We start from the raw sequence: 19,242 nt of genomic DNA on the forward strand, positions 1-19,242 counted from the left end.
TTACTAAAAATTAGACGCCTTTCCAACTATAAAAAGTTAGTTAAAGTTAGAAAAAATTTTAAAAAGTTTTTCACTACCTAACTTCGCAAAATTGTCAAAAAAATTTTTGTTATGTTAGAAAAAGAAATCATTCTGTAAAAACAGCGTAGTTTAGCGGTTTAAAGCGGCGAATTGAATGAAAAACTAAAATATTTTGTCAAATGTAAATGTCAGAACATTCATAATGTTGTTGACGAACCTCAATAATAACTGTAATATAGCGATACGTTCACACTTCGCTTGGATAAAGTGTGATAAATATCAGAGATCAAAATCGGGGGGATTATTTGTGAAAAGCAATTTAAAAAAGCTTTCGTTCCTGTTATTTGGGTTAGTTTTAATGCTTGCTGCTTGTGGTAGCAGTGGCTCTAGTTCATCTGATTCGAAAGGGAACGAAACGAATAATGCAAGTGAGAGCGGCAAAGCAGATGACAAAACATATAAAATCGGGATTACTCAAATTGTGGAGCATCCATCTTTAAATGCTGCAACTGAAGGCTTCAAAAAAGCAATTGAAGAATCTGGCTTAAAAGTTGAGTACGAATCGCAAATAGCGCAAGGGGATAATAGTCTTAATACAACGATTGCAAACAATCTAGTAAGTGCAAACGTAGATTTAATATTTGCTAACTCTACGCCGTCTGCACAAGCAGCAGCGACAGCAACTAGTGATATTCCAATTATTTTTACTTCTGTAACAGATGCTGTTGGAGCACAGCTCATTGAATCTATGGAGAAGCCAGGGAAAAATGTAACAGGTACGATCGATTTACATCCTGATACTATTTCAAAAACAGTGGCATTCTTAAAAGAACTTGGTGCCAAAAACGTTGGTATGGTTTACAACGCTGGTGAGCAAAACTCAGTAGCGCAAGTAAAAGAAGTGAAAAAAGTTATGGGTGAGCAAGGCCTAAAAGTGGTAGAGGCATCTGCGGCAACTTCTGCGGAAGTAAAACAAGCTACTGAATCATTAATCGGTAAAGCAGATGCATTCTATATTATTACTGATAATACAGTAGTTTCTGCTCTAGAATCTGTTATTGATGTAGCGAATGCTAATAAATTACCACTAATTGTAGGAGAGCTTGACTCAGTGGAACGTGGTGGCTTAGCGGCATACGGGTTTGAATATTTCGACATCGGTTATGAAGCAGGTCAAATGGCTGTGAAGATTCTAAAAGGGGAAGCAACACCTGCTGATACACCAGCGCAATACCCACAAAACTTAAAACTATTAATCAACAAAAAAGTAGCGGATAACTTAGGAATTGAAATCAAAGATTCTTGGGGAGCAGAGCTTTTTGAAAAGTAATGGACTGACATAGCCATCTTATGAAGCAAAGCGGGGGAGAACTAAAACTGCCCCCGCTTTATCTTCTTTTAGAGTGAAAAATTAACCTCATGTTTGAGGAAGAAACACCGCTCTGTTTCCTATAGAAAAGAAATGCTGGGGCAAAGTAGCGGATAGGATACATTGAAATTATGGTGATGAGCGGAATTATATTTATTTAAGAAATTATTAGGAGATGATTCAACTATGTTTTTAGCAATGTTTGGCGCAATGGAGCAAGGAATCATCTATGCAATTATGGCACTTGGTGTGTATTTAACATTCCGCGTGTTAGATTTTCCGGATTTAACGGTTGATGGAAGCTTTGTAACAGGGGCAGCTACAGCAGCAACAATGATTCTGCTTGGCTACAACCCAATCTTAGCGACTTTAGTGGCAATTGTTGCTGGATTTATTGCTGGATGTATGACAGGAATTCTTCACACAAAAGGGAAAATTAATCCGCTACTATCGGGTATTTTAATGATGATTGCTTTGTATTCTATTAATCTACGTATTATGGGGTTAACGGCAGAAAATACGATAGGTCGTCCGAATATTCCACTATTGAACTCAGAGACTATATTTTCAAAGTTTCAAGCGTTTTGGAGTAATTTAGGGATAGATGATACATTAAATAGCCTATTAAAAAACATGGGCTTTCAGCAAGTACCATCAACATGGAGTACATTGATTGTAGTATTAATTATCACGATTTTAATTAAGTTAATAGCAGATTGGTTCTTAAAAACAGAGGTCGGACTGGCTATTCGAGCAACTGGTGATAATAAGCGTATGATTCGTAGCTTCTCAGCAAATACGGACACACTTATTATTCTAGGGCTAGGACTATCTAATGCACTTGTCGCCTTTTCTGGCGCTTTAATCGCACAGTATTCGAAATTCTCAGATGTAAGTATGGGGATTGGAATGATTGTTATCGGTCTTGCATCTGTTATTATCGGTGAAGCAATCTTCGGTACAAAAACGATTATGCGCACAACTTTTGCTGTCATTGCGGGAGCTATTATTTACCGCATTATTTTAGCGTTAGCATTACGTGTAGATTTCCTTGATTCAGGGGATATGAAATTAATTACAGCTATTATCGTTATTTTAGCGCTGATCTTACCTCAATTTATCAATAAGAGTAAGGAGCGCAAACGTAAAGTGAAGCGCGCAGCAGAGAAGACGCGAGTAAAGACGGTGGAGCAGGGAGGGAATGGCCTTGCTTAAATTACACGGCATTAATAAGGTTTTTAATGAAGGAACGCCAGATGAGAAAATTGCACTCGCAGAAATTAATTTGCACTTAATGCCAGGTGATTTTGTCACAATTATCGGCAGTAATGGTGCTGGTAAATCGACAATGATGAATATGGTTTCGGGTGCATTAACACCAGACTTCGGCACAGTTTCAATTGATGGGAATGAGGTTACAACTTTACCAGAATACAAGCGCTCCCACTACATTGGTCGCGTGTTCCAGGATCCAATGGCTGGTACAGCACCAACAATGACAATTGAGGAAAACTTAGCGTTAGCTTACTCACGTAATAAGAGTAGAGGTTTGCGTATCGGTGTTGATAAAAAGCGTCGAGAATTTTTCAAGGAATCGTTGGAGATGTTGGGTTTAAATCTGGAAAATCGCCTATCTGCAAAAGTCGGCTTACTTTCTGGTGGGGAACGTCAAGCGCTGTCACTTTTAATGGCGACGTTCACGAAGCCGTCGATTTTATTACTGGACGAGCATACAGCGGCACTTGACCCATCTCGTGCAGAGTTAATCACACGCATTACGAAATATTTAGTTGAGAAAGACAGCTTAACGACATTAATGGTCACGCACAATATGCAACAAGCATTAGACTTAGGGAATCGACTGATTATGATGGATAAAGGTCAAATCATTTTAGAAGTAGGCGAGGATCGCAAGCATGAATTGACCATTCCAGATTTAATGGCAGAGTTCGAACGAATCCGCGGTGAGAAAATGAACTCAGACCGTGCATTACTAGGATAATAAATGATAAAACGCTCATACATAGGTGTGGGCGTTTTTTCGTTGGATGTCGATATTTTTTAAAAGTTGGGTGATAAATTAAAAAAGTTGGTCGATAAATCGAAAAAGGTGGTCGATAAACAATCAAAAGTTCTCGATAAATAAGCAAACAGTTTCGATAAAGTGCATTATAATCTAGCTAAAGGAGGTGAAAATATGCTACTGAAAAAAAAGCGGGAAGTTTCATCGAAGCAACGCGTGTTAGAAATGATTGAAAGGCGGTTACCGAAATCTCACGTTAAGTATGATTATTTTCAAGAAATGCTAGGAAGAACAAAGGCTGGTATTGCTGGCGAGCAAAGAGTAGATCGAGAATGGCGGGAAATCTATTTGGAGCATGCGTATTATTTATTGCATGATGTAGAGCTTAAGGATGAGAGTGCTGGGGGATCGACGCATCAAATGGATACATTATTTATGTCCCAACATTTTGTGCTAATCGTTGAAATTAAAAATATCGTTGGCCATGTAGAGTATATGGAAGATAACCATCAATTTATTCGAATTACTTCTGATGGTAGAGTAGATGGCTTTAGAAATCCCTTTGATCAAGTGAAGCGACATGCTAGATTTTTGCGTCGGCTATTTCAAATGAGTGGACATCATATACCTATTGAATATATAGTCGTTTCTGCAAATCCGAATATGATTATGACGCCCACTTTTTTGTCCCAGCCAATTATTCATGTAAGTGGCTTGGCTGAAAGGATAGGTCAACTGTTCAAGCAGCATCAACAAGTCTGTCTAAGTGAAACAGATTTGAGAGAATTATCAGCGGATATTTTGACGAGGCACAAACCAACTCAATGGACCCTAGATATTAAAGTGGATGAATTGAAGAAAGGTGCACTATGCTCGCATTGTCATTTTGACCATGTCCTACGTTACACCCATGGGAAATGGCGTTGTAGCAATTGCCAATCGATTAATAATCAATCGATGCTAGTCGCATTACATGATTTTCGATTAATGATAAGCAACAATATTACAAATGCTCAATTTCGTAATTTTTTTGATATTGACTCAGAGAAGGCAGTTTATTATTTATTGAAAAAGTTAAAATTTGAAGCGATAGGTGAAAATAAAAATAGAAAATATATAATTCCTGCCAAATTGTTAGATTAAATGTAAGCGACGCAAACTATCGGTGCGGTCAGATAGTGTCGCTTGTAAGGTAGATGTCGATAAAATGCTGAAAAGTTTCGATAAACAAGAGAAAAGTTTCGATAAACTTCAAAAAAGTCTCGATAAACAATCAAAAGTTCTCGATAAATCTCAAAAGTGCCCCGATAAACCTCTCATCCCCACAAAAAAAAGCCACACTCACTCAGAGAAGTGTGACTCTTTATTTTAGACTAGTAAGCCGAATAGTTGAATGTCGTTGTTTACTTCTTTGTATTTGAAGCCAAACTCATTCATGCGTGCTAGTAATCCCTCGTAGTCATCACGATTACCAAGCTCGATTCCGACTAAGGCAGGACCACTTTCTTTGTTGTTTTTCTTTGTATACTCGAAAGTTGTGATGTCGTCATTGGGACCTACAACGCTTGTTAAGAATTGGCGAAGTGCGCCTGCTCGCTGTGGGAAGCTTACGATGAAGTAGTAGAGTAAGCCTTCGTGAATTAAAGATTTTTCTTTAATCTCCTGCATACGTCCGATGTCATTATTACCGCCACTAATGATGATAACGATAGATTTGCCTTTAATTTCTTCCTTATAATAGTCGAGTGCCGCAACTGATAATGCTCCAGCAGGCTCTGCGATAATGGCGTGTTTATTATAAAGATCTAAGATTGTTGTACATACTTTTCCTTCTGGTACTAGTACGATGTCGTCTAAATAGCGGCGACAAACATCATAAGTGTGATTGCCGACGCATTTTACTGCAGCACCATCTACGAACTTGTCAATCCAATCAAGTGCCACTGCACCGCCTTCTGCAAATGCAGCCTTCATACTGCCCGCCCCAGCAGGCTCTACACCGATAATTTTGCTAGTAGGGGAAAGGTTTTTCACGTAGGCAGAAACACCTGACATTAAGCCACCGCCACCGATACTACCAAATATGTAGTCGATCGGTTCCTCCATGTCATTCATAATTTCAACGGCAACCGTTCCTTGGCCTGCGATGACATCAAAATCGTCAAATGGATGGATAAAGATTTTATCGTGTTGTTCACAGTAAGCTAATGCACTTTCTGCAGAATCATCAAACGTATCGCCCGCTAAAATAATTTCTACATAATCACGACCAAACATACGCACTTGATCAATTTTTTGCTTAGGTGTAGTTTGAGGCATAAAAATGCTTGCCTGAATTTTCAGTTGTGCACAGGCGTAAGCAACACCTTGGGCATGATTGCCCGCACTTGCACAAACAACACCAGCTTGGCGAGCATCTTCTTCAATTTTTTTAATCTTATAATAGGCACCTCGAAGTTTAAATGAGCGCACATGCTGTAAATCTTCGCGTTTAAAAAAAATATTAGCTCCGTATTTCTCGGATAAATATTCATTTTTTTGTAGCGGTGTGTGCACCACTACGTCTTTTAAGAAATGATGTGCAATCAAGATATTTTCTACTTGCACGGTTCTAGCGTCAGTAGCTTCCATAGTATTCATCCTCCGTTATCCGTTTAAAACATTTATCTATGATAGCACACTTTATCAGCTTTTTGTCATTAATTTTTAGTAAATTCTAAATTTTCGGTGTCTATTTTAACTTCTTCTTTCGGCGGGGAGCCAAAATTTTTTATAGAAATAAAGGATACGCTTTTTTCTTCATAACGAAAATGGTCCAGCATATACTAGAATACTTTAGGACAAGTAGGAGGGTATGTAATTGGAAATCATTCAAGGAATTCTATCTACATACATTCAATTTTTCGATTGGGAAATGTGGAAAGAAGTTTTAACAGACCCCGTTTCTTGGGGGTTAATATCAACACTCATCATTATTGAAGGTTTACTTTCAGCAGATAATGCACTTGTCTTGGCTGTGTTGGTCAAACATTTACCAAACAAGCAACGTAAACGCGCATTAATGTATGGTATGTTAGGTGCTTACTTTTTCCGATTCTTGTTTATCGGAATAGGCGTTTATTTAGTAGATTTTTGGTTTATTAAATTGCTAGGAGCTTTGTATCTAGGTTGGCTTTGTGTCGCCCATTTTTTACAGATGGGGACAGAGGATAGTGTCAAGGAAGTCAAAAAATCAGGGTTGATGGTTCGTATCTTTGGAACGTTTTGGGCGACTGTTATTTCAGTAGAGTTAATGGATATTGCCTTTTCAATTGATGCGATTTTTGCCGCATTTGCGATTTCTAATCAAATTTGGATATTACTAATCGGGGGGATGCTAGGAATATTAATGATGAGAACCATTGCAGGCCTATTTTTAATCATAATTGAAAAAATACCAGAACTAGAGACGGCGGCATTTATTATTATCGGCATTATTGCGCTGAAAATGCTAGTTAGTATCATTGGTGTTGAAGTTCCACACTATATGTTCTTTGTCGTTCTCATTATTGTATTTTCTCTAACTTTCCTTGTTCATATTTTAAAGAAATTAAAAGTCGCTTAAATAAAAAAGTTCTGTTCTCTTTAAAGAAAGAGGACAGAACCTTTTTTATTTTTATTTTGCATAGTGGTCAGGGTTCACGATATAGAACTTTTCAACATTCAACCAGCTTTCGCTCATTGGCTCACCGTCATCAACGCGTTTTTCAGTTTCTTGCATCATCCAAGCAGTTTGGGACGCATGTGCTTGTAATGCTTTAATTTTATCCGTCTTCATTTCACGAATATCGTAGACAACATGGGGCTCCCCATTTTTTTCAATGGTATCATTTGCAAAGGCACATCCTAACACTTGTGGACGTGCAGCTTTTGGCATACGACGCACAGCTTCTACTACGGCACGTGCTGTTGCCTCATGGTCAGGGTGAACTGCAAAACCAGGTAAGAATGTAATGATAAGAGAAGGCATTAATTCCTCTATTAAACCTTCAACCAGCTTCACCATTTTTTCATCGTCTTCAAATTCAATCGTTTTATCACGGAAACCAAGCATACGTAAATCTTGTATTCCCATAGCCTCTGCTGCCGCGATCAGCTCCTTGCGTCGAATTTCTGGCAAGGATTCACGTGTAGCAAAAGGTGGATTTCCTAAATTACGACCCATTTCCCCTAAAGTTAAACAGGCATATGTAACAGGAGTATTCATTTTCTTTGTATAGTAGGCAATTGTTCCAGATACTGAAAATGCTTCATCATCTGGGTGAGGGTAAACAATTAAAATATGACGTTGTGGTTGTAAATTCAAAAAGTCGTCCCCCTTAATAAGTAAATGGCGTTTCGCTAATTTCTAGTGCTATCGCCAATTTACCAGAGTAGTCAAGCCCAGCCATTAATAAACGGCCTAAATCATCTAATTCAAAATGTGTGATGCCTTGAGCATAAACCCAGCCATGCGCCATTTTTAATCCGACACGATGGGGTGAATCATCTACCACTTTAGCAAGCTCATAGTTGATCTTGGCATTGCGAATAAAAGCACCTGCATTAAAAAATTTCTCATCAAAGTGTGCTGCATAAGAACCGTTCGTCGTCTCAAGATGAATATAAACGTCTTTGTTGGCGAAAGAATTTAATAATTCCTGCAACGTTTTTACTTGTACTTCTTGCACCTTAACACTCCTCTCGATTATTTCTCCTTTAAGTATAGTAAAAAAAATTCACAAAGGGAAATTGAATGCCTCTTTATAATAACTCGGATTTCCTAAAAAAATTTAGAATGCTTGTTCATGTAGAATCTTTAATGAATTTGTTTTAAGGATCGTATTGGATTTTTTAAAAAGTTCTTTAGGATAAAACCTCCATAATCGTTATGTAAGATTTTATAAATGCTGCAGGTAGTAAGAGAGTCCAGAAACGCTGTCAAACCAATTGTGTATAAAATCCTGTATAAACAATAACTAGTGATTCAAACGAAAAGGCAGTAACGACAAGGGTTTATCCTTTATCGTCACGGGCTAATTCTGTTGTTATGTCAAGTCGCAATGAGTAGCGTATGGTTTATAATGTTATATTGTTAGACTGTAATAAATATGGAAGGGGATTTCAAAATAGAAATTCGAATTCTTAAGAGTTGCAGAACGGATTCTTATTCAACTAACGTAAGTAGGATAATTTAATAAGGATTAAATTTAGGAGGTGGATAAATGAGTTTTTGTTCATTTATAGCAACAAATTATGAAATGCCAGAATTAAAAACAAAAGCAAAGTATATTACTGTTAAGGAAGCTATTGGATTAGAAATAAAACCACATGAGTTGGTACCTTGGGAGAAGATGGACCCTAATGCCAAAATATTATTTGTTGGAAATGAAGATGACTTAAATGAATTGGTCATTAAAAAGGACGCTTACTATGATGTAAGTGGATATACAAGTTATCCATTCATTTATGAAGTGAATTTTATCTATTCGGAATTGAGGGCAAAGCAATTACTGGAGTACCTAAAAGAAAATATTAGAGAAGGACAGATATTAGAGCTATGGAGAGTATGGGTTGGTCATGACGATAATGAAATAAATATACCGTATATTAGATGTCACTATGAAGAATTATCTCTAATCCATCTGGTACAAATGTACAATTGGAACCATGAAAAATATAAAGAACAATATTGTATAGTATTAGAAAGATAAAAATATAAGCAATTCTTCTAACGAGGTGTTATGAACAAATTTGTGAAGAAACGTACACTAACTGTAAAGAATGGTTAAATGAAATAGGGAGGGAGATAATGGATAATCAATTTTTTGTAGGTTGGGGTACATTGGCGTTGATAAATGCTGCACTTGCACAAGGGAAGAATAGAACGGGGTTAAATTGGTTTTTACTTTCTCTTTTATTAGGTCCATTGGCAACACTAATTTTGTTATTTGTTGAAAAGAGACAGTAATAATACATATTCACGATAATTGATATAAGTTAATAAAGTGAGAAGTCGATTATAGATTGGTTTATTTTTTACTAAATTGAAAAGGGATGGCTCTTCACCATAACGTGTGGTTGATTTCTTTGCTAGAAAGAGCTTGTTTTTCGATAAAAGCCCAAAAAGTTTCGATAAAATGAGATTTTGTTTCGATAAAAGCTCAAATAGTTTCGATAAAGAGCGATTTTGTTTCGATAAATCCCTGATGTGATGCTCTTAGTCTTCGTTCCTCTACATGCACGCCGCAGGGTCTCATCTGTAACGCTAATCCCTAAGGAGTCGCCCAGTCGGAACGAAGATCAATTAATACATGGCATATGTTTTAACAAATGTCATCCACAACTTTTGGTGATGACCCAAAGAGGTGTTAAAAATGTAATTTATTGGACGATGATTGATATGTATTACAAATGATGTAAAATGTTAGGGGTGTAAATTAAATGGTTTCTATGGAAGATATGAGTATAAGGTTATTAATCCTTCGAGGAGCTTACGGATACAAAGGTTTTACTGAGCAAGTTGGAGAAAATATGTACAAAGTTGATACGAAAGCTTTTAAAGAAACGATAGAAAATGCAAAAGAACCAATTGATGCTAGTAAAGTTTCAAAGTTATCATCCAATCAAATTAAAACGTTACAAGGTGCTCCAAGTGGTAGTTGGTTAGTTCCTTTATTAAATAGAATGGGACAATTGGGAATGATGGATTTACGTGAGGGACTAGTCAACCCTAAATTATTCCAATATACTTCCACAATGAATGCTTATAAAAAATCGATTTAAGCCATAATGAAAATAAAAGGCATTAACGAGAAAGTATAAATCCTTATCGTTAATGCCTTTTTCTAATGTTTGTATGGGAATATATAAGGCAAGAAACACAAAGCCTCCGAACGCAATTATGCCGAGGCATAATTGATCGAATGACTACTTTTAGAGCAATATTCTTGAAAAAATTTTTGTAATGTATCAATATAATGAATGTGAAAGCAATTTTGTACAAAATGTGGTGTTTTGTATTGTATACGGTTTCACAAATAAAAAGATACTGCGACCATGATTTCTTCCTAAACCGACAGTTAGGCAGCGTGTAATGTTGAAGGGAATTATAAACTACGTAATAACTAATTCTATCTTGGTACAATAGATGACGTTCCTTCAACATTGATATGTGTAGCTGTGATAAGGGAAGAAGACGGAAACTCATTATCATAGTATAGTAAAAAAGCCGCGATTCTCTTTTATGACGGAGAATCGCGGCTTTTAATAATTGTTAAAAAAACTATAGATTTTTAATCCAAAGGCAAAGTTTTCGTCTGGGCTAAAGTGCTACATCCTCGAGATAGCTTTGATTCCTCGGACAAAAGTGGTGGAGCGCTTACTTTTATTTCGGACTCCCCAGTGCATTTGATTTTAGTAGATTTCAGGAGTATGTATTTATTAAAATCGGTTAAGCTTGCGTTCTATAGAATCTAGGCGATTGTTGACACTTTGTAGTTGTTTACACATTTGTTTAAATTGTAGATTTTGATCCTGTGTTTTTGCCTTTTTTTCGTGTGCCAATTCCTCTTCCTCCTGCAAGGCTAATATCGTGGCGAGGGTTGATAATGCGTAACCTAACGTTAAAACAATGGAAGAAATTACTTCTACTTTAGAAGAGGTTAATTCTCCTGAGAGTAAATCGGGTTCTTCAATTAATTTTTCATATTTTTGCTTTTTCATTTTTACCCCTCCCATATACAGCTAATATATGGCATAAGAAATGGTAGCGTATCTTGTCCTGTGCTTTTTGCATTTGAAGTACTAATCATCCACTGTTAAGTTAAAATTTGTAATTTTCTAATAATAAAATTGATAATTATGGGGAAATAGAGCATTATAGTAGAAATAAAGGCGTAAGGTTGATTTCCGTTCCAACTACCGCTTGGGCCAAAGGGGATGTTGGTCACGAAGGCGTTATAACAGGGCGTGATGTTTTTAGACTTCGTTCCTCTATGAGCTCGCGCAATCAACTTATAGACAAGGTATACGTCTTTACAAATGTCATTCACAACTTTTGGTGATGAACCGAAATAAAACAGTAGTTTATAGGGGGAATGGATGTGAATAAAGGCTCTAAATATTGTAGAGAATCAAGAGTTATGCGTACAAGTCGAGTTTTTCCGAATGATGTTAACAATCATAATACACTGTTTGGCGGTCGATTAATGAGTGATATCGATCAGGTAGCTTCAATTTCAGCTGCTAAGCATAGTCGTAGAGATTCCGTGACAGCCTCAACGGATTCTGTCGATTTCCTACATCCAATTCGCCCAACTGATTCTGTATACTTCGAGTCTTATGTAACATGGACAGGAACGTCTTCAATGGAGGTTTTCGTAAAGGTCATTGCTGAAAATTTGAAAACAGGAGAACGAAAGGTAGCAGCAACAGCATTTTTAACCTTTGTCGCATTAGATGAAAATAATAAACCAGCCCCAGTTCCACGCGTCATCCCTGAAACAGTAGAGGAGACAAAGCTACATGAAACTGCATCTGAACGAGCAAAGGCGCGTGCAGAGCGTAAAAAAGAAAGTAAGGCATTGGCTCAATTCATTTCGATGAACGATCCATGGGATATTACCGGCTCGAAATGATGGAGAACTATTCTATGTAAAAGAGGCATCTGGTTAGCAAAACGCCTTCTAATCAGATGCCTTTTATGTTTAAATTTCTGTCACTGTTACTTGTGGTGCGCCAAATCGAGATTTTGCACCGTGCGTAACTGGACCGACATAGTCATTTAATGCCCAACCGTGAGCAATTGCAGCTGATACAAATTCTTTTGCTTCGATAACAGCCTCTGGCACTGAAAGACCGTTTGCAAGGTTTGCTGTCACAGAAGCAGCAAATGTACAGCCAGCCCCATGGTTATAAGTAGATTCGATTTTTTCAGATTCTAATAAGTAGAATTTTTCACCGTCGAAGAATAAGTCGGTTGCTTTTTCAGTAGCTAACGCTTTTCCGCCTTTAATGACAACAGCTTTAGCACCTAGCTCATGAATTTTACGAGCTGCTATTTTCATCTCTTCGATTGTTTTTGGAGTTCCAGTTCCTGCTAATTGTCCAGCCTCAAACAGGTTTGGTGTTGTCACTGTAGCCAATGGTAAAAGATGTTGAATCATCGCATCTGTGTTACCAGGGTTTAATACTTCATCGTCCCCTTTACATACCATTACAGGGTCAATAACAACATTTGGTGTACCAGATTTTGAGATAGCATCACCAGCGATACGAATGATTTCTTCAGTTGACAGCATACCAGTTTTTATTGCGTCAATGCCTGTTGAAAGAGCCGTATCGATTTGCTTTTGTAAAAGCTCGGTTGGCAATGGAGTTACATTATGTGCCCAACCGTTTGGATCCATTGTTACGACAACCGTTAATGCCACCATGCCATATGTTCCATGTTCTTGGAATGTTTTAAGATCGGCTTGCATACCTGCGCCGCCTGATGTATCTGAACCAGCAATCGTTAAAGTTTTTTTAAGAGCCATGTGAAAGATCCCCTTTATAAATGAATTCGTTAAAATTACCATCTAGTATAGTCTTATTCTGATTCTATCAAAATAGTCAGAATGAGATATTTTTGTAAGGTCAGTTTTAACACCTTTCAGCCAGTGTTCAAACATCTGTTGAAATAGAGAAGCTCAATTAAGAACGCCACGTCCTGTAGCAATGACTAAGTGATCAACATCATGTTGTTGCTGCCGCTACGCTTTCGCACAAAAAACATTCCGGTAAAGGAGTTCTTTGTACAAGCACAAAGCAGATTCCGGACGCTTTTATGTCGAGGTATAATTGATCTGATGCTTGAATTCAACATTATTTTTTTGTACCGTTGTAAGAAGAGAAAGGGGCTTATATTAGATGAAAGAAGTATTCCCGAATGATTGGCAAGCAATACTTGCAGATGAATTAGAAAAAACATACTATACGAAGCTAAGTCAATTTCTAGCACATGAATATTCAACACAAACAATTTATCCACCAATGAATGATGTAATGAATGCATTTTCTACGTCAGCTTATCAAGATGTAAAGGTCGTGATTTTAGGTCAGGACCCATATCATGGATCCAACCAAGCACATGGATTAAGTTTTTCGGTCATGCCAGGAATTCCACATCCACCAAGCTTGCGAAATATGCTACAAGAATTACAAGATGATCTTGGGTATGCAATCCCTCAAAACGGTACATTAACAAAATGGGCGGAGCAAGGTGTAATGTTATTGAACACTGTATTAACTGTTCGAGCAGGTCAGGCGAATTCTCATAAAAATCAAGGCTGGGAGCAATTTACGGATGCTGTTATCGATAAGTTAGCATCAAGAGAACAACCAATTATTTTTGTGCTTTGGGGCAAACCGGCACAACGAAAAAAACAATTAATTCGTAAATACTCAACGCCACATTTCATTATAGAAGCACCTCATCCGAGTCCACTTAGTGCTTATCGAGGATTTTTTGGCAGTAAGCCGTATTCGAAAATCAATGCACAGTTAGTGGAGTGGGGAGAGCAGCCAATTGATTGGTGTCTAGCTTAGATTGGCACAAATCGTTTACTTTATACACTTAAGGATTCATGTTACAGTTAATAATAGAAGAAAGTGAGGGGCAACAATGAAGGTAAATTGTTTCAAATGTCAATATTTTAAAGTAACATGGGACCCACAAACTCCACGGGCCTGTGTAGCATATGGCTTTAAAACAAAGCAAATACCATCCGTTGTTGTTAAACAATCCTCGGGCACGGACTGTCTAAAATTTGTGCCAAAAGCAGAAAGTGGGAGAATGCAATGATTCCTTATCAAGCCGTTATTCAACAACTTGAAAAACAACTATCTGGTGTCAAAAATGCTGGAAACGAACAGCAAATTCGTGAAGCATTAACAGCAATCCGAGCATTATGTGATGTGGTATTAGACTCACCTGAAGGCATTTCTAAAGTGCAGTCGAAACACTTGCCACAAATGCTGGTGTCAGAGCCGAAGCAATCAAATTTATATACTGCAAAAATTGAAGAAGAAGACGGAGCAAATGGCGATTCAATTTTTGACTTTTAATGATCTTCATTCAGCAAAGACTCCCACCTCTGAAGGTGGCTGGATGAATGCGGATGTGGTTCCTTTTCAGTAGGTGTCCCAACGCCTACTGAATGAAGATAAAGCCTCCGGACACATTGTTTATCTGTAGCGAAAGCGAAGCGACAGCTGCAAATGTTTTCTGTGCGAAAGCGAAGCGACAGCAACAATTACACCAAGGCGAAATTGATAAAAGGTAGGGAAAATGACATGAAAAAATTTATTGTGACAGGTGCACTCCATGGCTTTTTAGCAGTGGCATTAGGTGCATTCGGTGCACATGCTTTAAAAGATGTTCTAGACGATTATGGTCGCGGGATTTGGGAAACAGCAGTGCAGTACCAGATGTTTCAAGCCACTGCTATACTTATCATTGGTATATTGATGAGCTCCAAACTACTAGGTGAAGTCAAGCAGTTAAATTTAGCTGGAATCTTTTTTAACCTAGGTATTGTCTTCTTTTCAGGAAGCTTGTATGTACTGGCAATCAGCGGCATTAAAATTCTAGGTGCAATCACACCAATTGGTGGAGTACTATTTTTAGTTGGATGGATTCTAATTATAGTATCTGCCCTGAAACATGCTCGATAAAAAATAGTGTTCCTACAGAGTTACTCCTTTACATTATGTGTAAGGGAGTTTTTGTTTTTTACAAATCACTCAGAGAATTTACCCTCCTTATCGACAATATAATTTCAATAAGATTATAGTTTTAATTCCTATTTTTTTTGTAAGGATTTATAGTACACTATTATTACCAAATGAGTTCGGCAAAGAGAAAGGGAGGTTTTGTGACATGGAAAAGCTTTTTACTTTACTAGATAATAACTACGAAGAAATGGTAGCGATTCGTCGTCATCTACATGAATATCCAGAGTTGTCCTTTGAGGAAGTGAAAACACCTGCGTATATAGCTGCTTTTCATCGAGCGTTAGGACATGAGGTTCGGGAGCATGTAGGTGAACGTGGTATTGTTGCAACATTACGTGGTGGGAAGCCAGGAAAAACAGTAGCCTTGCGAGCTGATTTTGATGCGTTAGCGATACAGGAAGAAAATGATGTTCCTTATAAATCAAAAATAGATGGCAAAATGCATGCATGTGGACATGATGGTCATACGGCAACATTACTGGGGCTTGCTAAGGCACTCAATGCAATGAAGGATGATATTGCGGGTAATGTAGTATTTATTCATCAACATGCGGAAGAAATTGCACCAGGTGGAGCGAAGCCTATGATTGAAGATGGCTGTCTAGAAGGGGTAGACGTTATTTTCGGTACACATTTATGGGCACCAACGCCACTTGGGAATATATTGGTGAGAGATGGAGCAATTATGGCCGCTGCGGATAAAGTGGAAATTACGATCCAAGGCAAAGGTGGTCATGGTGCGGAGCCACATCATTCTATTGATGCTGTTGCCCTTGCGTCACAGTTTGTTGTCAATGCTCAGCAGCTTGTATCTCGACGCATAGATCCATTAAAATCAGCCGTTTTAACAATTGGTCATTTTGAGGCGATTAATCCTTTCAATGTAATTGCTGAACGAGTAATACTATCAGGGACAGTCCGTACTTTTGAGGAGCAGGTGCGTAAACAGATGGAGCAAGAGCTTGAGGCAGTATTAAATGCCACTTGTCTAGCTTTTGGCGCAAGCTATGAATATCGTTATACTAGAGGCTATCCACCTGTTTATAATCATGTGAAAGAAACAGAATTTATTGCACAGCTTGCAGCAGATGTACCAGGAGTAGAAAATGTTATAACGTGTTCACCATTTATGATAGGTGAGGACTTTGCGTATTATTTAGAGAATGTACCAGGTACATTTTTCTTCACTGGTGCCAAAAAGCCTGAGTGGGAAGTGGCATATCCACATCATCATGCACGCTTTGACTTTGACGAACGCGCAATGTTAATTGCTGCCAAAACATTAGGGAAAGCAACATTACAGTATTTACAAGAAAATCAATAGTATACGTAAAAATCGGCATGCTAGGAGTTATCCTAACATGCCGATTTTTTCCTTGTTCGCGGAAAGCGAAGCGATATGAATTTTTATTTAGTGAACTTTAGATTCTATGGATTTTGATTAAAATAAGCCATTTCCTCATCATATTCAGCATAATCAAAGTAAATCATTGGGAATAGGAAACGATGATTCGATTTGAGTTCACGTAAAATAACATGATCCCGACCTGCAGCTTCTACAACACCTCGCACAATTTTTGTGTTTTGGCCTTGTTCAATGGCGTGCTCGAAAGAAAAATGGAAAGTACCGGGTTTTCCGCGATTCAACCGTAAAATGTTTTCAATATAAGATTGCTCACGTACAGGTAGTGTGCTTGGATTTGCTGCTGGAGGAGGGGGAGTCATTTGTTGTTGCGTTGTCGGTGTCCAATAATAAGGCATCATAAGTTATCAACCTACTTTCTTTTAGATTTGAAGACAATCTTCTTCGCTAGGGGAGAAAAAATGCGATTTGTATCTGCCTGAGTTCCAATGACCCTACCATTGTGCAGGACAATCTCCCTAAGTTCTGAAAAAACATAGCGAATGAGTTGCTGGGTGAAATCTTTCGCCTTGAATAACTCTGCTAATCTAATGTCTTGATCACGTTCTCGTTGATAAAAGTAACTTTTTGTTGTCGCTTCAAAGCCTCCTTTGACGCTGATAAACCATTTAATCATCACCAGACTCTAAATAATCTACTCGTACACGATTGACACCAACAGTGCCGACCTTCAGCATACTTAAGTCTTCATCGCCTTCTGCCTAAGCGCGCATAAGCTTCGCGAGCAGGGCTGTTTGTGCATCATTCGTCTTTATAACGGCGATTTTTATTCCTCCTCGCAGACAGTATATGCATGATGGTATTGTAGACATGTTCAATTTTAACTTTTTTCAGCAGATGTCTTTGGTAGCGAAAGCGAAGCGTCAGCTACAGATGTCTTTTGACCGAAAGCGAAGCGACAGGTGCAGAAGTCTCCCACTTCTATAGGTGGTGAGATGAATGCGGGTTTAAGTTACCTTTTGTCCAAACACCTGCTGAAATAGAGGAACTCAGTCTAACAACGCCACGTCCTATGGCAATTTATCTGTGCGAAAGCGAAGCGACAGCAACACGGTTTTATCTGTGCGAAAGCGAAGCGACAGCAACAACAACAACAACAACACACGACTGAGTGACCAACATCACGGTGGCCTAAAGTCTCCGACGAAGAAATTCACCTTTTAAAATTGCTTAGCATATATTAATAATGACGAGTAGTCTGTAGAGGCCAGGTTATACGTGTGAGGTGATAGGGGATGGAGATTGGTGTTTGGATAGGTATTTTGTTGAGCGCTGTGCTGGCATTTTTGGTAGGGGATTTTTATGGACAGCCACTCCATTGGTATCTCTTTATATTAATAATCGTAGTTGGTTTTTTCATCAATACCGTTATATTAATTTTGAAAGTTAAGGATGAAAAGTCTTAAAGTACAAGTCAATCTATAAGAAAGTGTCATCGTAGTGGGTGGCACTTTTTTTCTTTTGTTAAAATTTTGTGATTGGATAGCTAAAATATTATGTTTTACAAGTATATTGAAATTAAATTGTGACATACTAATGTGGAAAATTATTTTTTGTTTTCATAAAGGAGTGTTACAATGCATATTTTTGGTACGTTTGTAGCAATTATCATAAGTGCATTTATGGCTGTTGGTATTGCAGAATACTATCAGCAACCATACAATTGGTATTTAGTTTTTCTTATGATTCTAACTGGTTTTTTTATTCATACAATTATTTTAATATTGGAATCAGAGAACAGCGAAGAAAATGAATTTTAAAAAATGCGAGCCCGTTAATATGGACTCGCATTTTTTATATTTAAAACCGTTTTCGATTAGACAGTTAAGAATTTCGCTAGTTTTTCATTATCAAGAAGGTTACCAACGAAGAATGCACCAAACTCACCGTAGCGAGCTGAAACTTCATCGAAACGCATTTCATATACTAATTTTTTGAATTGTAATACGTCATCAGCAAATAATGTTACGCCCCATTCGTGATCGTCGAAGCCAACAGAACCAGTAATAATTTGTTTAACTTTACCAGCATAGCCACGACCAATCATACCGTGAGAACGCATTAGAGATTTGCGGTCATCCATTGAAAGCATATACCAGTTATCATTGCCTTGACGACGCTTATCCATTGGATAGAAGCAAACATGCTTAGCACGTGGAAGTTCAGGATATAGACGAGCACGCACATGTGGATTTTGGTATGGATCTTCGTCTGAATCGCCTGCTAAATAGTTAGAAAGCTCTACAACAGATACATATGAATATGTAGGAATTGTAAAATCAGCAATCGCTAATTTATTGAAGTCAGCTTCAAGCTCTTGTAGCTCATCCATTGTTTCACGTAATGTCATAATCATAAAGTCAGCTTTTTGACCAACGATTGCATAAAATGCATGAGCACCAGTTTTAGCGATATCAGCCTCGTTTAATTTTTCTAAATAAGCAATGAATTCTTCTACTGCTGCTTGACGTTCTTCAGCAGAAACTAGTTTCCATGAAGCCCAGTCGATTGAGCGGAAATCATGCAAAGCGTACCAACCATCTAAAGTAATTGCTGCTTCATTCATTATTTAAAACACTCCTTTATAAGTGAATACTATTCGAATTTTAG

At 37.8% G+C, this 19,242-nt stretch carries 23 protein-coding genes and 1 pseudogene; 16 read left to right on the top strand and 8 right to left on the bottom strand.

Features of this window, described 5'->3' with window-relative positions:
- The first annotated feature begins 328 nt into the window (after positions 1-328).
- The 4 genes from QUF91_RS03230 (at position 329) to QUF91_RS03245 (ending at position 4,556) form a co-directional block, all read left to right on the top strand.
- Positions 329-1,351: an ABC transporter substrate-binding protein gene (locus QUF91_RS03230; protein WP_285398414.1), complete on the top strand. Its 1,023-nt coding sequence runs from the start codon at positions 329-331 to the stop codon at positions 1,349-1,351.
- A gap of 225 nt (positions 1,352-1,576) precedes the next feature.
- Positions 1,577-2,605: an ABC transporter permease gene (locus QUF91_RS03235; RefSeq protein WP_289416834.1), complete on the top strand. Its 1,029-nt coding sequence runs from the start codon at positions 1,577-1,579 to the stop codon at positions 2,603-2,605.
- The gene (locus QUF91_RS03240; protein ID WP_285398412.1) at positions 2,598-3,392 is read left to right on the top strand and encodes an ABC transporter ATP-binding protein; all 795 of its coding nucleotides are present in this window, start codon (positions 2,598-2,600) and stop codon (positions 3,390-3,392) included. The genes QUF91_RS03235 and QUF91_RS03240 overlap by 8 nt, the downstream gene beginning before the upstream one ends.
- Before the next feature lie 195 nt (positions 3,393-3,587).
- Positions 3,588-4,556, top strand: coding sequence for a nuclease-related domain-containing protein (locus QUF91_RS03245; protein WP_289416835.1), 969 nt, complete (start codon positions 3,588-3,590; stop codon positions 4,554-4,556).
- Positions 4,557-4,781: 225 nt separating this feature from the next.
- Here QUF91_RS03245 and ilvA read toward each other — a convergent pair whose 3' ends face one another.
- The gene (gene ilvA, locus QUF91_RS03250) at positions 4,782-6,044 is read right to left on the bottom strand and encodes a threonine ammonia-lyase IlvA (RefSeq protein ID WP_289416836.1); all 1,263 of its coding nucleotides are present in this window, start codon (positions 6,042-6,044) and stop codon (positions 4,782-4,784) included.
- 229 nt (positions 6,045-6,273) lie between these two features.
- Between ilvA and QUF91_RS03255 the strand changes: the two genes are divergently transcribed.
- Positions 6,274-7,017, top strand: a complete 744-nt coding sequence (locus QUF91_RS03255; protein ID WP_285398930.1) for a TerC family protein — start codon at positions 6,274-6,276, stop codon at positions 7,015-7,017.
- Positions 7,018-7,068: 51 nt separating this feature from the next.
- Here the strand turns inward: QUF91_RS03255 and bshB2 are convergent, their stop codons facing one another.
- The gene (bshB2, locus tag QUF91_RS03260) at positions 7,069-7,758 is read right to left on the bottom strand and encodes a bacillithiol biosynthesis deacetylase BshB2 (protein ID WP_285398931.1); all 690 of its coding nucleotides are present in this window, start codon (positions 7,756-7,758) and stop codon (positions 7,069-7,071) included.
- Positions 7,759-7,771: 13 nt separating this feature from the next.
- On the bottom strand, positions 7,772-8,122 hold the full coding sequence (locus QUF91_RS03265) for a YojF family protein (protein ID WP_053484519.1): 351 nt from the start codon (positions 8,120-8,122) through the stop codon (positions 7,772-7,774).
- Between the two features lie 534 nt (positions 8,123-8,656).
- On the opposite strand from QUF91_RS03265, the gene QUF91_RS03270 reads away from it, so the two are divergent.
- The 3 genes from QUF91_RS03270 (at position 8,657) to QUF91_RS03280 (ending at position 10,217) form a co-directional block, all read left to right on the top strand.
- Positions 8,657-9,145: a magnesium transporter gene (locus QUF91_RS03270; protein ID WP_289416837.1), complete on the top strand. Its 489-nt coding sequence runs from the start codon at positions 8,657-8,659 to the stop codon at positions 9,143-9,145.
- Between the two features lie 98 nt (positions 9,146-9,243).
- The gene (locus tag QUF91_RS03275; RefSeq protein WP_285398933.1) at positions 9,244-9,402 is read left to right on the top strand and encodes a hypothetical protein; all 159 of its coding nucleotides are present in this window, start codon (positions 9,244-9,246) and stop codon (positions 9,400-9,402) included.
- Between the two features lie 473 nt (positions 9,403-9,875).
- On the top strand, positions 9,876-10,217 hold the full coding sequence (locus tag QUF91_RS03280; RefSeq protein WP_285398934.1) for a hypothetical protein: 342 nt from the start codon (positions 9,876-9,878) through the stop codon (positions 10,215-10,217).
- Positions 10,218-10,874: 657 nt separating this feature from the next.
- Here QUF91_RS03280 and QUF91_RS03285 read toward each other — a convergent pair.
- Positions 10,875-11,156 carry a hypothetical protein gene (locus tag QUF91_RS03285; RefSeq protein WP_285398935.1) on the bottom strand — a complete coding sequence of 94 codons (282 nt, stop codon included), beginning with the start codon at positions 11,154-11,156 and terminating at the stop codon, positions 10,875-10,877.
- Positions 11,157-11,575: 419 nt separating this feature from the next.
- Between QUF91_RS03285 and QUF91_RS03290 the strand changes: the two genes are divergently transcribed.
- Positions 11,576-12,070, top strand: coding sequence for an acyl-CoA thioesterase (locus QUF91_RS03290; protein ID WP_481817478.1), 495 nt, complete (start codon positions 11,576-11,578; stop codon positions 12,068-12,070).
- 69 nt (positions 12,071-12,139) lie between these two features.
- Here the strand turns inward: QUF91_RS03290 and thiD are convergent, their stop codons facing one another.
- On the bottom strand, positions 12,140-12,970 hold the full coding sequence (gene thiD / locus QUF91_RS03295; RefSeq protein ID WP_289416838.1) for a bifunctional hydroxymethylpyrimidine kinase/phosphomethylpyrimidine kinase: 831 nt from the start codon (positions 12,968-12,970) through the stop codon (positions 12,140-12,142).
- A gap of 373 nt (positions 12,971-13,343) precedes the next feature.
- Here thiD and QUF91_RS03300 point away from each other — a divergent pair, with 373 nt between their 5' ends.
- The 5 genes from QUF91_RS03300 to QUF91_RS03320 all read left to right on the top strand — a co-directional run bounded on the left by QUF91_RS03300 (position 13,344) and on the right by QUF91_RS03320 (position 16,533).
- A complete protein-coding gene (locus QUF91_RS03300) occupies positions 13,344-14,021 on the top strand; it encodes a uracil-DNA glycosylase (RefSeq protein ID WP_289416839.1) in 678 nt (225 codons plus the stop codon).
- A gap of 76 nt (positions 14,022-14,097) precedes the next feature.
- Positions 14,098-14,277 (top strand): uracil-DNA glycosylase, encoded by a 180-nt coding sequence (locus QUF91_RS03305; RefSeq protein ID WP_068985233.1) that lies wholly within the window; start codon positions 14,098-14,100, stop codon positions 14,275-14,277.
- A complete protein-coding gene (locus QUF91_RS03310; RefSeq protein WP_289416840.1) occupies positions 14,274-14,540 on the top strand; it encodes a YwdI family protein in 267 nt (88 codons plus the stop codon). The genes QUF91_RS03305 and QUF91_RS03310 overlap by 4 nt, the downstream gene beginning before the upstream one ends.
- A gap of 228 nt (positions 14,541-14,768) precedes the next feature.
- Positions 14,769-15,149, top strand: coding sequence for a DUF423 domain-containing protein (locus QUF91_RS03315; RefSeq protein ID WP_285398990.1), 381 nt, complete (start codon positions 14,769-14,771; stop codon positions 15,147-15,149).
- Between the two features lie 205 nt (positions 15,150-15,354).
- Positions 15,355-16,533, top strand: coding sequence for a M20 family metallopeptidase (locus QUF91_RS03320; RefSeq protein ID WP_289416841.1), 1,179 nt, complete (start codon positions 15,355-15,357; stop codon positions 16,531-16,533).
- A gap of 104 nt (positions 16,534-16,637) precedes the next feature.
- Here the strand turns inward: QUF91_RS03320 and gerQ are convergent, their stop codons facing one another.
- On the bottom strand, positions 16,638-16,973 hold the full coding sequence (gene gerQ / locus QUF91_RS03325; RefSeq protein ID WP_285398943.1) for a spore coat protein GerQ: 336 nt from the start codon (positions 16,971-16,973) through the stop codon (positions 16,638-16,640).
- Between the two features lie 21 nt (positions 16,974-16,994).
- A pseudogene (locus QUF91_RS03330) lies at positions 16,995-17,309 on the bottom strand (cell wall hydrolase).
- A gap of 558 nt (positions 17,310-17,867) precedes the next feature.
- Here QUF91_RS03330 and QUF91_RS03335 point away from each other — a divergent pair.
- Positions 17,868-18,038, top strand: coding sequence for a hypothetical protein (locus QUF91_RS03335; protein WP_289416842.1), 171 nt, complete (start codon positions 17,868-17,870; stop codon positions 18,036-18,038).
- A 171-nt stretch (positions 18,039-18,209) separates the two neighbouring features.
- Positions 18,210-18,392, top strand: a complete 183-nt coding sequence (locus tag QUF91_RS03340) for a hypothetical protein (RefSeq protein ID WP_285398944.1) — start codon at positions 18,210-18,212, stop codon at positions 18,390-18,392.
- A 56-nt stretch (positions 18,393-18,448) separates the two neighbouring features.
- Here QUF91_RS03340 and hemQ read toward each other — a convergent pair whose 3' ends face one another.
- Positions 18,449-19,198: a hydrogen peroxide-dependent heme synthase gene (gene hemQ, locus QUF91_RS03345; protein ID WP_285398945.1), complete on the bottom strand. Its 750-nt coding sequence runs from the start codon at positions 19,196-19,198 to the stop codon at positions 18,449-18,451.
- Positions 19,199-19,242: the final 44 nt, after the last annotated feature.

Source organism: Lysinibacillus sp. G4S2 (genome assembly GCF_030348505.1).
Lineage (GTDB): Bacteria > Bacillota > Bacilli > Bacillales_A > Planococcaceae > Lysinibacillus.

What these genes read in the sequence shown, in the direction of transcription:
- QUF91_RS03235 (WP_289416834.1), top strand. Translation starts at nt 1,577, where the DNA reads ATGTTTTTAGCAATGTTTGGCGCAATGGAGCAAGGAATCATCTATGCA.
- QUF91_RS03245 (WP_289416835.1), top strand. Translation starts at nt 3,588, where the DNA reads ATGCTACTGAAAAAAAAGCGGGAAGTTTCATCGAAGCAACGCGTGTTA.
- ilvA (WP_289416836.1), bottom strand. Translation starts at nt 6,044, where the DNA reads ATGGAAGCTACTGACGCTAGAACCGTGCAAGTAGAAAATATCTTGATT.
- QUF91_RS03270 (WP_289416837.1), top strand. Translation starts at nt 8,657, where the DNA reads ATGAGTTTTTGTTCATTTATAGCAACAAATTATGAAATGCCAGAATTA.
- QUF91_RS03275 (WP_285398933.1), top strand. Translation starts at nt 9,244, where the DNA reads ATGGATAATCAATTTTTTGTAGGTTGGGGTACATTGGCGTTGATAAAT.
- QUF91_RS03280 (WP_285398934.1), top strand. Translation starts at nt 9,876, where the DNA reads ATGGTTTCTATGGAAGATATGAGTATAAGGTTATTAATCCTTCGAGGA.
- QUF91_RS03285 (WP_285398935.1), bottom strand. Translation starts at nt 11,156, where the DNA reads ATGAAAAAGCAAAAATATGAAAAATTAATTGAAGAACCCGATTTACTC.
- QUF91_RS03290 (WP_481817478.1), top strand. Translation starts at nt 11,576, where the DNA reads ATGCGTACAAGTCGAGTTTTTCCGAATGATGTTAACAATCATAATACA.
- thiD (WP_289416838.1), bottom strand. Translation starts at nt 12,970, where the DNA reads ATGGCTCTTAAAAAAACTTTAACGATTGCTGGTTCAGATACATCAGGC.
- QUF91_RS03300 (WP_289416839.1), top strand. Translation starts at nt 13,344, where the DNA reads ATGAAAGAAGTATTCCCGAATGATTGGCAAGCAATACTTGCAGATGAA.
- QUF91_RS03305 (WP_068985233.1), top strand. Translation starts at nt 14,098, where the DNA reads ATGAAGGTAAATTGTTTCAAATGTCAATATTTTAAAGTAACATGGGAC.
- QUF91_RS03310 (WP_289416840.1), top strand. Translation starts at nt 14,274, where the DNA reads ATGATTCCTTATCAAGCCGTTATTCAACAACTTGAAAAACAACTATCT.
- QUF91_RS03315 (WP_285398990.1), top strand. Translation starts at nt 14,769, where the DNA reads ATGAAAAAATTTATTGTGACAGGTGCACTCCATGGCTTTTTAGCAGTG.
- QUF91_RS03320 (WP_289416841.1), top strand. Translation starts at nt 15,355, where the DNA reads ATGGAAAAGCTTTTTACTTTACTAGATAATAACTACGAAGAAATGGTA.
- gerQ (WP_285398943.1), bottom strand. Translation starts at nt 16,973, where the DNA reads ATGATGCCTTATTATTGGACACCGACAACGCAACAACAAATGACTCCC.
- QUF91_RS03335 (WP_289416842.1), top strand. Translation starts at nt 17,868, where the DNA reads ATGGAGATTGGTGTTTGGATAGGTATTTTGTTGAGCGCTGTGCTGGCA.
- QUF91_RS03340 (WP_285398944.1), top strand. Translation starts at nt 18,210, where the DNA reads ATGCATATTTTTGGTACGTTTGTAGCAATTATCATAAGTGCATTTATG.
- hemQ (WP_285398945.1), bottom strand. Translation starts at nt 19,198, where the DNA reads ATGAATGAAGCAGCAATTACTTTAGATGGTTGGTACGCTTTGCATGAT.